Origin of the sequence: Vibrio sp. 1CM7H (genome assembly GCF_023161645.1) — a bacterium.
Lineage (GTDB): Bacteria > Pseudomonadota > Gammaproteobacteria > Enterobacterales > Vibrionaceae > Vibrio > Vibrio diabolicus.
On record NZ_JALNTV010000001.1, the window covers coordinates 1,114,948 to 1,130,228 of the forward strand.

The window sequence follows — 15,281 nt, forward strand, 5'->3', positions numbered from 1 at the left end:
CACCAAGCGTATGCTTTGAATGCAATGCGCTTGGTGTACTTAAAAAATAAAAAAAGAAAAGGCTAGCCTTTATTAATTTTGTCGGTATACTGCACATCAGCTCTTACGGAAAGAGCTATTAATGTAATTAAAGATCAAAGTTTCTCTCAGTTCCACATCGAATTCCTCGTTTACGTTCCTGCGACAAAATAGTTATCTCTAAAATCATATAGTAGCACTTGATATTAGCTAAAAATTCAATATTTAAAACAATCAAATATAGAGGTATCTATGTCTAATAAATTAACTGGTTCAGTAAAATGGTTCAACGAAACTAAAGGTTTTGGTTTTATTTCTCAAGACAATGGCGGTGATGACGTATTCGTTCACTTCCGTTCTATTGTTTCTGAAGGCTTCAAAACTCTTACTGAAGGCCAAAAAGTATCGTTCGTTGTTGAACAAGGTAATAAAGGTTTACAAGCTGCTGAAGTAACTGCACTGTAATTCTTTGTGTGGCATCAACGTTGTTGGTGCCACCATCCCCTTCCACTTATTACCGCCCTTACTATTCTCTATCTAAGTTTATATACCCAAATCACTTACCTCTCCCATACCGTCATTAATCACTTTCAATAAAGTCACTTTGGTATACATCTTTAGGTAATCACACTACCTATCTTGCAATTCCAGTTTGGAATTAAATTAATCTGATTCATATCTGAATCACTTCGCCTCATGCTTTGCTCATATAAATAAAGTTTATAAAATAAAAGCGATTGGCGAATATAAGAGAAAAAAATGAAATTAAATATATCCGCACAATCAATAAATTCTAATAATTACGAGCACATTATCCCTAGCCGAGACGTTATCCTTAGCCTATTCGATAAAGTTAAAAATCACTTAAGTCACGAGCAAATTTCTCGCTCTACTGGCTTAGATGAGAAACCACAAAAAGACGCTTTAAAAAAACGTTTACGCGCTATGGAGCGCGATGGCCAGTTGATTTTCACGCATCGCCGTGGTTATAAAAAAGTCGATCAAACCGCTTTGGTTTCTGGAAAGGTCAGCATTCACGCAGACGGCTTTGGTTTTGTCACTTACGACAGTAATGAAAAAGACCTTTTCTTACCTAAACACCAACTTACTCATGTGTTTGATGGCGATATCGTACTGGTTCTGAAAGGCAATGCTCAGCATCAAGGACGCTCAAATCATCGTTTCATCAAAATAGTGGAACGAAAAACAACCCACATCGTAGGCTTGTTAAAGAGAAAAGGTTCGAACTTCTATCTAGTGCCAGAAAGCACGAAACTGACTCAAACCATTCATGTCACACCAAATGATCTTATCGCCAAAAATGCCGGTAAACTCGTTCATTGTAAAGTCACGGCCTATCCAGATCACAGACAATCAACAACGGTTGAAGTGGCAGAAGTATTAGGGCGTCCGGGAGAAGCAGGGATCGAAGTTAAATTGGCGTTACGTCGACATGGCATCAATGATCATTGGGATGATGAAGTTCTTCACGCCGCCTCCGCATTTGGCAATCACGTAGAAGAAAAAGACAAAACGTCCCGAGTGGATTATCGAGATTTACCGTTCGTCACTATCGATGGGGACGACGCGAAAGACTTTGATGATGCCGTTTACGCATACCAAATGGACAATGGGCATTGGAAGTTATTCGTTGCGATTGCAGACGTATCTCACTACGTTCAGCCAAACGACCATTTAGATCTTGAGGCGCAATCTCGTGCAACGTCCGTTTACTTCCCCGGATACGTTGTACCAATGCTACCAGAAACATTATCTAACGGTTTGTGCTCGCTTAACCCGAATGAAGACCGATTGGTTATGGTATGTGAGATGACCTTTGACGACGAAGGTAACATGCTAGATTCAGAGTTTTCTGAAGGGATCATTCACTCGCATGCTCGTTTAACTTATAACGAAGCTTACCGCATTGTTTCCCAATCAACGGAAGCAAAAAAATACCAAGGTAAGAACCCAAAGCAAAACATTAAACAGCATCTGGTGAATCTCCATCGCTTGTATTTGAACCTATCTGGTCAACGTCAAGTCCGTGGTGCCATTGATTTTGACACGCAAGAGCTTTCATTCACGTTAAACAATAAAAAGAAAATCGCGTCCATCGTTCCGGTAGTTCGAAATGATGCCCACCGAATGATCGAAGAATTCATGCTGTGTGCCAACGTTGCCACCGCTCAATTTTTGCAGCACCAAAAAATACCGAGCTTATACCGCGTGCACTCTGGTCCTCAGATGAAAAAACTGTCTTCATTAAGAATGATGCTTGCAGACAAAGGGCTAACGCTTGCGGGTGGTGATAAACCAACTTCTCATGACTACAACGCATTACTGGAACAAGTACGAGATTTAGATGAGTGTGATGTGATTCGTACCCTACTGCTACGTTCTCAGAGTCAAGCCGAGTATTCGCCGAAGAATATGGGTCACTTCGGTTTAGCCTATGACGCATACGCACACTTTACTTCGCCAATTCGTCGTTACCCAGACTTACTCGTTCACCGCGCCATTCGCGCTAAACTTCGAGAGCAAAAAACAGGCAAGCTACGCAGTCTGCTCATGAAACTAAAACCTATTCGTCAATTGACAGGTGCTGCGAACAACTACCCTTACGATACAAAAGTAATCGAGCAACTGAGCGTGCACTGTTCGCATCAATCTCGTCAGGCAGATGAAGTGAGCCGAGAGGTTGAGTCTGCACTGAAATGTCATTACATGAAGCCATTTATCGGGCAACACTTCATGGGGACGGTGTCTGGAGTCACACACTTCGGAGTATTTGTTGAGTTAGAGGAAAACCGAATCGAAGGTCTCATTCCTTTATCAAGCTTCCAAAATGGTGAGTTCGAATTTGATGCAGTCAAACAAAAAATTTCCAGCCAGAGCACCACGTTTACTTTAGGGACTAAAGTGCACGTGTTGGTTAAAGACGTCGATTCGAAACAAAGAAAGATCATGTTCAATTTAAAAGATGCAGAACACACGGTAGGTTAGTCTGTCGTAGTCTATTTTCTAACCCATTGTTCAAAAATAAAAAATAAGCTTTAGATACCGCGATTAACTTGTGACATTTCGCTGACATCAGCTCATTCTAAAACCCTAATATCTGGCAAAGGAGACGAATCTAACTTTTGTTTCCAGACACCATCGCAGAGTGTATTTCCAGCACTCTGTTTGCCTCGAGAGGTTCTTATGACAGCCTAGGATCTCTCGGGGCTTTTTTGCGCCTCTTAAACCCCACCTTATGTTGTATCCAACCCGTTAACAACTACACAAATTGTACTTTTTAACTAGTTCACTAGATCGCGAATTCTGATTTAAGCAACTGATCACACAACCTCTTCCAAATTTTGGGTATAAAAGTATCAATACTTTCGTTAACTAGGATGTAAATAATGAAAAACTCGTTTGATCTCACCATGCCCAATGAAGAAGGATACTTTGGTGAATACGGTGGTAGCTTCGTGCCGCCGGAGCTTGAACAAATCATGCGTGACATCAACGCAGCTTATGAGGAATGCAGCAAAGATCCTGAATTTAAAGCGGAACTTGCTCGCCTGTATAAGCACTTTGTTGGACGACCTAGCCCAATCTTCCATGCAGAAAACTTGTCTAAGAAATACGGAGCAGACATCTACCTAAAGCGCGAAGACTTAAACCATACAGGCGCACATAAAATTAACCACTGCTTAGGAGAAGCCATCCTCGCTAAAAAGATGGGTAAGAAGAAACTGATTGCTGAAACTGGCGCAGGGCAACACGGTGTCGCGCTTGCGACAGCCGCCGCACTGGTCGGCTTAAAGTGCGATATTTACATGGGTGAAGTTGATATTGCCAAAGAGCACCCGAATGTCGTCCGTATGAGAATCCTTGGTGCCAATGTCATCCCTGCTACTCACGGGCGCAAGACTCTCAAAGAAGCGGTTGATTCTGCCTTCGAAGCCTACCTAAAAGATCCTGACACACAACTTTATGCGATAGGCTCTGTCGTTGGCCCTCACCCATTCCCTAAAATGGTACGAGATTTCCAATCAATTATCGGTAACGAAGCACGAGTTCAATTCAAAGAAATGACTGGTAAGCTACCCAATAATCTCGTTGCATGTGTTGGGGGAGGATCTAATGCGATGGGGCTATTTACTGCTTTCTTAGACGATGAACAAGTCGCTATTCACGGCGTCGAGCCCGCGGGCCGCTCTTTGCAAAAGGTTGGCGAGCATGCTGCAACACTCACACTTGGTGAGCCAGGTATTATGCACGGATTTAAGTCTTACATGCTCAAAGATGAGCAAGGCGAACCTCAAGAAGTGTACTCTGTAGCAAGTGGCTTAGATTACCCATCGGTTGGGCCTCAGCATAGTTACTTAAAAGACATTGGCCGTGTCAATTACGGCTCAATCACCGATGACGAAGCGATTGATGCCTTCTTTGAACTGTCTCGCGAAGAGGGGATTATTCCAGCGATTGAATCTTCACACGCTGTCGCTTACGCGATTAAACTCGCGAAGCAAGGAGAAACTGGCTCAATTCTGATCAACTTATCCGGTCGCGGTGACAAAGACATTGATTTTGTCGTTGAACACTACGGCGCAAAATACGGCATTGAATCAATTGTTTAGTCCCCGTTTGGTAGGCTAACTGTCTATACAAAAAGCTACCTATTGCTAGGTAGCTTTTTGTTTGCGCCTTATTTCCCCTACATGCTCTTTAAAGGCTTAACTACACAGTCCAAATCTTTTACTTTTGAGAAATAGGCATAGCTTGAGAAAGCCCTTTCACTCACTACTCCAACTATGCCTTTAGAGCGTAATTCGATTAACCGATCAGAGCAGGAATGCCCGGAAGCTGACCAACGACAGCAAGGGAGCCTGCACAGACGATAAATGCAGTGCCAGGAATCAGGTATTTATCTTTTCTCGAGAGTTCGTTGGCACGCTCATGGTCGCCGATAAGTCCAAGGTTATCCAGCAGCATAGTGATTGCCCAGCCAAAGACTGGATTAACGAATGCACAGGCAAAAATACAGATACCTGCACTGAGTGAATCTTTATGCTTGTGGATCATCTGCATACCCGCTTCTAAAAGTGGTAAGAATACACCGACAATCAAAGCAACACGCAGAACAGGCTCCCACATCGCTAGATCCATAGGGTAACCAATTACCGCCGCGGCAATACACATGAACCCCGTTAACAGTGCGCCACCTGGAATAGGACGTTTAGCAATTGCGGCTGGAATCATGTACGTCCCCCAAGAAGAAGCTAAGTTACCGCCCCCTAAGAGTGAGCCAACCCCCTGACGAACAGACGCTCCGACCATCGTGTCGTCGACATCCATGAGTACGCCTTTCGCTTCTTTTGGGTAGTTAAGTTCTTGGAACACACGATGGCCGAGATAATCAGGGGACCACATAGCGACTGCCAGTAGCGCAAATGGAGTCACGGCAATAAAGTGCTCTAAGGTTGGCCAACCTAGTTGCCAGCCTGTATCTTCACCCCACCAGTAGAATGGACTGAAGTTAGGCAGGCCCGGCTCTGTGGTAAAAGCAAACTCAGCGCCCATCAAATAAGCAACAATACCCGCGAGTGCAGAGCACAGTGGGATTGCCAACCAACGCTTGTTGATCTTAGCTAGGTAGGCATAAACCATAACGGTTAGGCCTATGACCACAAACGAAATGTAACCTTGGTCTGTACTTGCAGCCCACGCCTCAGTCTTATTAATCTGTCCGAGCAACCCAACAGCGCCTAGGTAGATCAATAACCCTCCTCGAACCCCAATGCCAGTCAAGGTCATGAGTTTAGAACCGCCTTTAGTCAAAGCGAGAATTAAGCCAAAAGCACATACCATCAAGCCAAGCGCCAGAGGATGCCCTCCTGCGGCAGCAATCATGGGAATCAGCGGTATCATTGGGCCGTGGGTACCGGCTAAGTTTGCGTTCGGGTTTAGGATGGCAGAAAACAAAATAACGAACAAAGCACCCGCGATAAGCAATTCGTAACGCACGTTTTCTGCAACGAACTCCGGAGATAAACCGAACTGAGCAGCAAAGGCAGCAACCATGGCGGTGACCATCACCACTTTACCAATGGTTGCGGCTAATGCAGGCACCCAGTCTTCGATTTCAATACTGTAATCACGTGATGGCAAATGAATACCCCAGCGACGAAAGCTCATGATGGTTAAATCATGGTTTAGAAAGTCTTCACGACTTTCAAATTCATGCGGTTTTTTGCGCACATCCCTGTAAAAGGTCTTACTTGAGTCAGACATTGAGCTATCCTTTGTTATATTTCAACGTTGAACTATGCCAACTAGAGTTTCGCTTGGTATACAGACCAATACGAGACAACACCCACATCAAACATCGAGACCACACCAAGAAAGCGGTATGGCTAATTTTTGATTTGAACCTATTAAGCATGTGTTGCTATCGGTAGGAATATTAGACATTAGTAAAAGGACAACAAAAATCTCACTTATTACACAAAGATTTAACATTGCATTAGAGTACGCTGATCTTTAGTGAGAGTTTTTGAACAGCAATTCAACAAGAGGAACAGCCGCAACTCCACCTGTGCTTTTCAAGGTAGAAAAAACATATCCGTATTCACACAGGTACTTGGTTAATTTTGCTCATGCAAGTACGCACTAACAACATCAAATCGAGTTGCAACCCAAACCACGCTGCCTAACTATAGATATCTCTGTAATGTATACTTTGCTAAACTCCACCCTTTGATGAGTAAGGCCCCTAAAATGATGACTGACGAAGAAAGAATCGAACTGCAACGGAACAACCCACTGCACGGGTTAAAGCTAGAAACTATGTTGCAAGAGTTGGTGGATTTTTATGGCTGGGACATTCTAGATACAGCAATGCGCTTTAATTGCTTTAACACTAAGCCTTCGATTGCAAGTAGTGTGAAGTATTTAAAGAAGACCGAATGGGCGAGAGAAAAATTAGAAAACTTTTACCTTTATCGCTTTAAGCGCATGCCACGCGCAAGTGAAGAAGAATATGATTTACCACCGAGAGCTCGTACGTTCCCTCATGGTCTTGAACCTAAAGAGCCAATGCCGCTAACCGTTGACTCTATCCTCAAGTCACAAGCTAAAGCTGCATCCGCATTTAAAAAACGCTCACCTCGTGGACGTCCGACGCGTCGATAGTACATAACCTTGAAAAGCAATAGAGCCCTACTGGTAGCTCCAGCAAGGCTCTATTGTTCTTTAAAGAAATGGCTAGAAGCGAATACTCAAGCTAGTGCGCCCCCTTCTCCAGCGCCTCCCGTAAGTAAACTCACAGGTTGTTTACGTATTCTATTGACTACGCTTTTTCTTCTTTTTACCCGTACCTGCCGGCTTTGCTCGCGGCTTCATTGGTAAAAAGTAGGCTTCACTCTGATCGTCTTCCACTTCAAAACCTACTACCTGCTCGCGTTCAAGTTGGAACTTATTTTTCTTTTCTATCACTTTGAAATGGTGGTAGTCATCGTAATCGATAAGAGATAACCCTAGACCCACTTCACCAGCACGACCACTACGCCCTATTCGATGCATATAGTCAGCAGGACTACGCGGGAGATCGAAGTTAATCACCACTGGCAGCTTTTCAATATCAAGGCCACGTGCTGCGATATCGGTGGCAATAAGAACTTGAATCTCGCCAGACTTAAAACCGTCAAGTACACGAGTACGAGCGCCCTGCCCTTTATCACCATGGAAAACTTCAGCTGTAATACCGCGTTTTGACAGTTTTTGAGCTAAATGGTTACAGGCATTCTTAGCATTCACAAAAATCAAAGTCTGTCGCCACTGATGCTGTTTGATTAAGTGCGCAAGTACCGCCGTTTTCTCACCTTTATTTACACTAAACACGCGTTGCACCAAAGTGCTGGCTTCTGCGCTTTGCAACTGAACTTCAACAGGGTCGTGGAGCAAGTGCTGAGCAAGCGTCGTGACTTTATCAGGGAAAGTAGCAGAAAATAGCAGCGTCTGTTTCTTCTCTGGCAGTAACGCAAGAATCTTATTGAGTTCTTCGGTAAATCCGAGGCTCAACATACGGTCAGCTTCATCGAGCACGAGCGTTTTGACTTGGTCTAACTTAATCGCGTTACTGGATACCAGATCAAGTAATCGACCCGGCGTAGCTACGATAATGTCACAGCCACCGCGAAGCGCTAGCATTTGTGGGTTCACCGATACACCACCAAATACGGCAACCGTTTTGATCTTATCTCTAAGATGGTATGAGTAAGATTTGACGTTGTATGCCACCTGTGATGCCAGCTCACGAGTTGGAACTAAAATCAGGTGAGAAACGAAGTTACCACGGCGATTATTTGATTCGTCTTGCTGAACAATTTTTTGCAGAATTGGCAGCGAAAAAGCAGCGGTTTTACCAGAGCCCGTATTGGCACCGCCAACAATGTCTTTCCCTTCAAGGATATAAGGAATGGTATGAGATTGAATGGGCGTCGGTTGGCTGTATTCTAACGCTTCTAGTCGCTCGACTAAGGTTGGAATCAGACCAAGATCGGCAAATGTCGCTTGCTGTGTTTTATCTGTCATTACGATGAGTGGCTCAGTGCTAGTAAAGGCCGTGTATCTTATGCTATTTCGCGTCTGGATGTTAGCGATAATGAGCCAAACAGAAGACTGGTGAGAGAAGCACGTATTTATGTTGGGTGAGTAAATGTATGCAAAACCTCAGTACATAAAAACGAACCTAATTTAGGTAAGCTCTTGGCAACTATATGCCACGACTCGAAAAGTAACGCGTGGGTGAATCGCCATAGACCCGACGAAACATCGCGATAAAGTTACTGGGCGTCGAATAACCCAAAGCATGTGCAACCGCTCCTACGGATTCTCCGCGAGCCATCATTTCTAACGAATGTATTAGCAGTGCTTGTTGCCGCCATTCACTAAAACTCATGTTTAACTCACTTCGAATCAATCGTCTTAATGTCCGAGATGAGACAGCCCCGATCTTTGCCCAATGCTCCACAGAATGTTTGCTGTTTGGGTCTATTAAAATTGCTTGAGTAACTTTTTGCAGTCTCGGATCTCTGGGCAGGGGGATATGGAGTGACTCATGAGGGCTATTGACGATTTCATCGGATATTACGGCAAGAATACGTAAAGACTGTATGGATAGCTCGTCTGTTTTGCTCCATATCGATGCCCTAACCGATAGGGCTTTCAAGACATCGCTCATTTGGATCACACAAGGTCTCATTGGAAACCGCTCACAACTCTCTGGAGTAAACAGTAATGAACGACCTTTCAGAGAACCACAAAAATAAACACTGTGCATCGCACCCGGGGGGATCCAACCAGCTCGGTGAGGTGGTAGTATCCACGCTCCTTCATCGGTTTTTACCTGTATTAGCCCTTCATCTATACACAGTAACTGGCCTCGATGATGGCTGTGCCAATTATGTGGCCGTTGATCCAAATGGTTGAAGTCGCTCCTTTCATGCTGCCACTCCTTAGCGATCAACGCGGCGCCATTTTTCCATTCGCTGTAGTCAGAGTTTGTCACTTTATTTACTCAATTCCATTTTGGCCATTATTCATTATTTTCTGTCCTCTTAACGTTACCATAGCAAGTTAGCGTTCGAGTAACATTTTAGCAACGACCATTTTATCGAAGGCAGAACCATCATGAACGAACCTATCTTTATTATCTATTACATTACAGCAGGCTTGGGCATCGGCTTTCTCGCTGGACTCGTTGGTGTGGGTGGTGGTGGAATGGCCGTCCCGATTTTTGCGTTTCTGTTTTCACTACAGGGAATAGCTGATACGGAAGTAGTCCATCTTGCGTTAGGGACATCAATGGCTTCGATGATTATTACAACATTGGGCAGCATGCGCGCTCACTACAAAAAAGAGAATGTAGACTCGACAATGGTAGTAAAAATGTTGAGCGGAGTTCTAGTCGGAACATTTTGCGCCACATTCGTAGCATCGTATCTACAGGGGGTCTATCTGGCAGGTTTTTTCAGCGTATTCATGCTGTATGTAGCTTATAAGATGTTTCGCAACCCTGAGAATGAATACAACCCGAACCCACATGGGGCTATCGGTAATATCACTGTAGGCTCGGTGATTGGCTCTGTATCAGCACTTGTCTCTATAAGCGGTGCGGGCTTGATCATCCCCTATCTTGTCCAGCAAAATTTTGAGGTAAAACGTGCTATTGGCACCTCTGCTGCGATAGGTTTCCCTATCGCGCTATCAGGAAGCCTCGGTTACATGTTAAACGGATGGGAAAATACAGATTGGAACAACTTAGTATTAGGATACATATATCTTCCTGCAATGATCAGCTTCTCCATTAGTAGCTACTTAACTACTAGCCTCGGCGTGCGTTGCGCAGAGTATTTCCCAAATAAAGTTCTTAAGAAAATCGTTGGTATTTTGTGTGTTCTTCTAAGTTTTAAAATGCTGGTACAAGTACTCCATTAGGGCAAATAATACCGTCATTAGTAGGTCTTGTAATATGGTGTGGGGACAAGCCTGAAAAACTTACTCCTCGCTTTGCTGGTCCAAGCACACAATGTGTAAGAAAGCTCTACATTGTTGCACTCTTATGACTTTGTTAACCTAGCCAGAATTACATCCAAAATTTGTTGGTGATTATCCTTTCTGGAAACCTCGTCACGCTCCTGGCAAAGTGCTTCCTCCCCTTCTGATGCGAGAATTTTAATGCCACGCTCAGTACATTCTGCGAACGCACTAAACTGACTCGCACTGGGGATCTCTTGAAATGTCACATTGGGAAGAGCAACAAGTGATTCGGCTGGTGTCAGTGCGGGATGTAGCCGATCAGAAAGCGTCACCACGGTGATAGCATTGTTCATCAAGGCCAGAGTTTCAGGGACAAAAGTTTTCGTTAGCTCAGGGTTGATAACGACGAGCGATTTCAGTTTGCTTTCAGACTGAAATCGGGGGAATTTTTGATCCGGGGTGTTGGTAATATCAACGTCATTTTCACGTAACCAATGACAGTCTATATTGGTGGCGTCATGACATGATGTTCGGTATTTTTCCGGGCTTATTTGCGCTCCGGAGAGCATCAGCATAGATGTCCCGCCCAGAAAAAAGCCGACACCCTGCACTGCATCTGTATCTACGCCTCCGGACAGTATCCCGACCGAACTTAACTCGTTCAGCCCGAGCACCAAATCACTGGTTCTGAATGTGATTTCATCAACAGCCATTTCTGCATTGATTTCGTTTGGTGCAGGAGGCTTTGGTGCAACAACGACATAACCTTGTTTCGCTAGACCTGAAGCTATCCAAACACTATGGGAAAATGCTGACCGTGTTCCGCCCTGCGACAAAAGCACAACGGGAAATTTTCCACTTGCTAAAGGGGCATCTAACTGCGTTTCGACTGATTTAAAAATGTTACCCCTACCAAACGTGAAGTTGGTTTTTCCGTTCGTTGTGGGATACCAGTAGTAGACTTCTACAGGCTTGTCTCTGTCTTCACTGAATACCGTTTTGACTGTTAGCGCAGAATGGTATTTCGGCTCATTCGTACTGGCGCTGACACTGACACACAATGAAGCGAGTAGAAACGACATTATTATTTTGGTTTTCATTTTTACCCCAGCCGATCAATACATTACTCTGCACGGCATCTGGAAAAATAACGCGCAGGAGATTCTCCATATATTTTGCGAAACATAGCAATAAAGTTACTTGGAGTCGAGTAACCCAAAGCAAGTGTCTGCTTTGAACTACGCCAGCAAGCTTTTGGACATGGATGTGTTTGAAAGCTCTTCACTACGTCTGAAAGAACTACATCCCGAAAAACTTGCCAGAGGAGTGAGAACAGTATCCTTTTCATCAAACCACTTAGCGATACAGAAACGATACTTTGTTGAGTGATGACTATGATGATTTGATTGTCCCATCGTACACTATCAATACCTAACTTACTTTGTCGTTGCACAACGAAGTCCGCCTTTCCCTGTATGCAAACATCGTGATCAATCCAGAGAAGAAGCAAGCATGAAAAACTATGTTGGACACCTCTGCACCAGAGTACTCGAATAGTATGTTCACGGCTTAGTCATCAGTCTTTCTTTACTTACCTTTGTATGCTCAGAAACTCTGTGACGTTAATTGATACTTTTACCAGGACGGAGCAGCATAAACTTGGAGTTGCTTCCATTTTCTACAATCTGTGATGCATATGCACTCTATGGATATTCACAAGATCTACAATTTTGAGACATCAAATCTACATAGGTGGCTGATCATGAAATACTTGGTTTACACAACCCTAGTGGCACAATTGATGGGTTGCAGTGCCACTCTAAAGACCACTTCAACTGATACTGACGCCATTCCATCTGGTACTCCAATCCCGTTACCAGGTTCACTGTTGCAGGTGACACAAACGTACACGCTAACAGGGTGCAAGCAAGAAGCCCCAAACCAAACTCCTCAAATAACCTTTGACTCGGAGATTGACGTTGTTCCATTATTTTTCCCCGCTCAGTATGTACACATTGACCCCAAAGAAGCCTCAAAGTTTAACAACATGATGGCTGTTACCGCTGAATACCATAATAACGGACTCACTAAGAGCTTTTCTGTAAAAGGAGAAGACAAGACTGTTGATATCGCAGCGTCCACAATAAAAGGTGCGATCAACATTGCACTCGCATCCCAAGGCATCCCCCTAATCGAGATACCTAAGGCAGAAGGTTACGTCCCCTCAAAATCACCAGAGGTCAAGTGTAAACACTCTGATAGCAGCAAGGCGCCAGTGCTAACCGACACAACGATTTTGCAGTTCAAGGAGATTGCAGGGGCAAAACATGACTTCACTCCAATGGATAGCTCACAGTTCCAGCAATGGTTTGAAGGTGATATTAGCGCCATAAAAGGGATAAACCTGCCTAATCGGAAAGACGCTGCTTTCACAGTGGAACTGTTGGCTTTAGGAGGGACGCCGAACCAAGACGGAGATTATCCTTATAATGCACAGCTTAAGAGTATCACAAAGACCTCAAATAGCATGCCGCAAGGCGTACCTATCGCTATGCCAGGCGCGGGACTATTAACTGTAACATCTAGCGACGGCAAGGTGACGAGATCTGAAATGATATCGCTACCAGAACTTGGTCATATTTCATTCATTGGTTATAGCACAAGAATAGGCAAGGATAATGAACTCAACATCTTGTCCTCCGAGCATGGAACCATTACCAAAATTGAATACAAGGAAACGAAAAACGAGGTGTCAAAAGGCATAGACGATATAAGCCAAGCGATAGCTTCCTACGAAAGTGCTAAGACTGCTCAAGATGCCGCCGAAGAAACAAAAGCACAAGAGCAATCTAGTAAGCTTATAACCGCCAAAGCACTGGCAATATCGATGAGTTATGGGGTAAAGCAACAGCATAGCCTCACTGACACGGAGGCGGCATCGAGAGTGGGTATACTGACGAGTGCGCTCAGCAAGATTGACCTAAACAACCCACAACAACTTGAGTCCATTAAAAGTGCAAACAACATAATTGCCAGCAATGACACATTGAGTAAAGCACTATCAAATCTCTAATTGCGTCGCCCCGGACTGGCCTGGGGCGAGATGTTGAGCCTTACTGACTCATACTAATCTTACATATATTGTGATGAGTCGCGACTAACTTGTACAGACTATCGTGACTCATTTTTGGACAAATGTGTTTTAGTAACTTGACTAAATTGGCGACTAACTGATTAGTCTAGGTACGGGTAACCTCCAATTAAGTAGTAAAATCTAGTTGACCGTTACATTCCCATTAGTAGAGCTAAAATAGATGTAGGTACTATATTCATGAACTTAGGTATTCTCAAATGGGGATATTTACTTGTAACAAGTGTAGGAAGTTTGTCAGTCCAAATATACTGGCTTCAAAAGGTGGAATTTGCCCAGTTTGTTTTCAATTCTTGGCTATGTCCCAAATGCACCCTAAGATTTGGGATGTACTTCATCGAGAAATTGAGGAAGGTAATCAAATCGTTGGCTTCAATGCTATTGGAGCATTGGGAGGAAGATGTATATCCATTGAGCTTAAGTATCCATTTTCAAACTCATATGAGTTGAATGAAGGTCTGATTGATTATGTTGATAATTCTAGCTCTGGCAATGAGGGGAGCATGTATGTTGGTATTGAGTATCGTCCTATAGGTGGCTCGCAGGGGAGTCTCAAGATTAAATCTGTATTGAGATATACCAATAAGTCTGAAGCTGTCCCCGGGGATCACCCCTTTAGCAAACGGGACATTGCCTATCTTCGTGTTCTTTTACTTTTATTATCAATTCTCATTGTTTCCATATTCGTTTCCATATCCATGTTCCCAGAATTTTATCATCTACTGATAAAAGTGCTTATTCCTGTTCTTGTATTGAGGTGGGCTCTAAACAAGTACTGAATAGCCACCAATATAGTAGCCACTTCTAGTATGACCAAAAGTATGTCAAATCACCGCTAGGTGAATAATATATCAACTAGTCGTAACACCGAATGGGGCAGAAACACTTTAGAGTAGTAGCACTAAGTTGCTTTTGTCCCCAAGCTAGGCGTCGCGATACGTCTCTGGACATAAATGTGTTTCTTGAAATCCAATATAAGCAACAGCTAGACTAATTTAAGTATGGTAAAGACTCTGTTTTGCTTTAATGGCGTAGATCAGCCTCCTATAATATTTGGGTAACTAACCAACGGAGACATGGCTATGTATAAGCAGATTGTTATCCCATTGGTTCTACTCCTACAGTCCGGTTGCGACAACCCACCAAGCTTCAGTAACTTTGATGAGTGCTTTGACGTGAAAGCAGCACAGTATATTGATGACGGGGCAGCCCCATTGGATGGGGTTGACCGAGCATTTGGCTTCTGTACAGTAAAATATCCCCCTCTTGAGCCGCTATATGTACATTCTAAGCCAGCTTCAATTCATTTCGAGCGTTTGAGAGACAACCGCTTTAAAATGATACTTAGTGAGAGCAGAGATTTTGTCACATTCAAAGTAATCCTTACTGATGGAAGAGTGCAGCTCTTTAATAGAGTGGAACCTCATGATATAGATAGAACTAGGATAATATTCACGGTCGATGGCCCTTTGAAAACAATTGAGATTACCGAGGTTTTGCTTAATGTAAATAAAGGCAAACACCAAGGTGACTGAATAAGTCAACAAAAGCACTGCGACCGGAAGGACACAATGAAGAA

At 43.7% G+C, this 15,281-nt stretch carries 12 protein-coding genes; 8 read left to right on the plus strand and 4 right to left on the minus strand.

Features of this window, described 5'->3' with window-relative positions:
* Nucleotides 1-270: 270 nt before the first annotated feature.
* The 3 genes from MSG33_RS04815 (at nucleotide 271) to trpB (ending at nucleotide 4,649) form a co-directional block, all read left to right on the plus strand.
* Nucleotides 271-483, plus strand: coding sequence for a cold-shock protein (locus MSG33_RS04815; protein ID WP_005375644.1), 213 nt, complete (start codon nucleotides 271-273; stop codon nucleotides 481-483).
* 294 nt (nucleotides 484-777) lie between these two features.
* Nucleotides 778-3,024: a ribonuclease R gene (gene rnr / locus MSG33_RS04820; RefSeq protein ID WP_248380063.1), complete on the plus strand. Its 2,247-nt coding sequence runs from the start codon at nucleotides 778-780 to the stop codon at nucleotides 3,022-3,024.
* A gap of 401 nt (nucleotides 3,025-3,425) precedes the next feature.
* Nucleotides 3,426-4,649 (plus strand): tryptophan synthase subunit beta, encoded by a 1,224-nt coding sequence (gene trpB / locus MSG33_RS04825; RefSeq protein ID WP_085344662.1) that lies wholly within the window; start codon nucleotides 3,426-3,428, stop codon nucleotides 4,647-4,649.
* A gap of 196 nt (nucleotides 4,650-4,845) precedes the next feature.
* On the opposite strand, the gene MSG33_RS04830 is transcribed toward trpB, so the two are convergent.
* Nucleotides 4,846-6,303: a DUF3360 domain-containing protein gene (locus MSG33_RS04830; RefSeq protein ID WP_005391067.1), complete on the minus strand. Its 1,458-nt coding sequence runs from the start codon at nucleotides 6,301-6,303 to the stop codon at nucleotides 4,846-4,848.
* A gap of 486 nt (nucleotides 6,304-6,789) precedes the next feature.
* On the opposite strand from MSG33_RS04830, the gene MSG33_RS04835 reads away from it, so the two are divergent.
* Nucleotides 6,790-7,203, plus strand: coding sequence for a VF530 family DNA-binding protein (locus MSG33_RS04835; protein ID WP_005391068.1), 414 nt, complete (start codon nucleotides 6,790-6,792; stop codon nucleotides 7,201-7,203).
* Nucleotides 7,204-7,353: 150 nt separating this feature from the next.
* On the opposite strand, the gene MSG33_RS04840 is transcribed toward MSG33_RS04835, so the two are convergent.
* Both MSG33_RS04840 and MSG33_RS04845 read right to left on the minus strand, forming a co-directional pair.
* A complete protein-coding gene (locus MSG33_RS04840; RefSeq protein WP_226420813.1) occupies nucleotides 7,354-8,604 on the minus strand; it encodes a DEAD/DEAH box helicase in 1,251 nt (416 codons plus the stop codon).
* Nucleotides 8,605-8,785: 181 nt separating this feature from the next.
* Nucleotides 8,786-9,580: a helix-turn-helix transcriptional regulator gene (locus MSG33_RS04845; protein WP_203347327.1), complete on the minus strand. Its 795-nt coding sequence runs from the start codon at nucleotides 9,578-9,580 to the stop codon at nucleotides 8,786-8,788.
* 122 nt (nucleotides 9,581-9,702) lie between these two features.
* Between MSG33_RS04845 and MSG33_RS04850 the strand changes: the two genes are divergently transcribed.
* Nucleotides 9,703-10,509, plus strand: coding sequence for a sulfite exporter TauE/SafE family protein (locus MSG33_RS04850; RefSeq protein ID WP_248380064.1), 807 nt, complete (start codon nucleotides 9,703-9,705; stop codon nucleotides 10,507-10,509).
* A gap of 122 nt (nucleotides 10,510-10,631) precedes the next feature.
* Here the strand turns inward: MSG33_RS04850 and MSG33_RS04855 are convergent, their stop codons facing one another.
* On the minus strand, nucleotides 10,632-11,633 hold the full coding sequence (locus MSG33_RS04855; RefSeq protein WP_248380065.1) for a hypothetical protein: 1,002 nt from the start codon (nucleotides 11,631-11,633) through the stop codon (nucleotides 10,632-10,634).
* Between the two features lie 680 nt (nucleotides 11,634-12,313).
* Between MSG33_RS04855 and MSG33_RS04860 the strand changes: the two genes are divergently transcribed.
* The 3 genes from MSG33_RS04860 to MSG33_RS04870 all read left to right on the plus strand — a co-directional run bounded on the left by MSG33_RS04860 (nucleotide 12,314) and on the right by MSG33_RS04870 (nucleotide 15,237).
* Complete coding sequence (locus MSG33_RS04860; RefSeq protein ID WP_248380066.1) at nucleotides 12,314-13,624, plus strand: hypothetical protein; 1,311 nt, start codon at nucleotides 12,314-12,316, stop codon at nucleotides 13,622-13,624.
* 278 nt (nucleotides 13,625-13,902) lie between these two features.
* Nucleotides 13,903-14,481, plus strand: a complete 579-nt coding sequence (locus MSG33_RS04865; RefSeq protein WP_248380067.1) for a hypothetical protein — start codon at nucleotides 13,903-13,905, stop codon at nucleotides 14,479-14,481.
* Nucleotides 14,482-14,784: 303 nt separating this feature from the next.
* On the plus strand, nucleotides 14,785-15,237 hold the full coding sequence (locus MSG33_RS04870; protein ID WP_248380068.1) for a hypothetical protein: 453 nt from the start codon (nucleotides 14,785-14,787) through the stop codon (nucleotides 15,235-15,237).
* The last annotated feature ends 44 nt before the right edge of the window (nucleotides 15,238-15,281 follow it).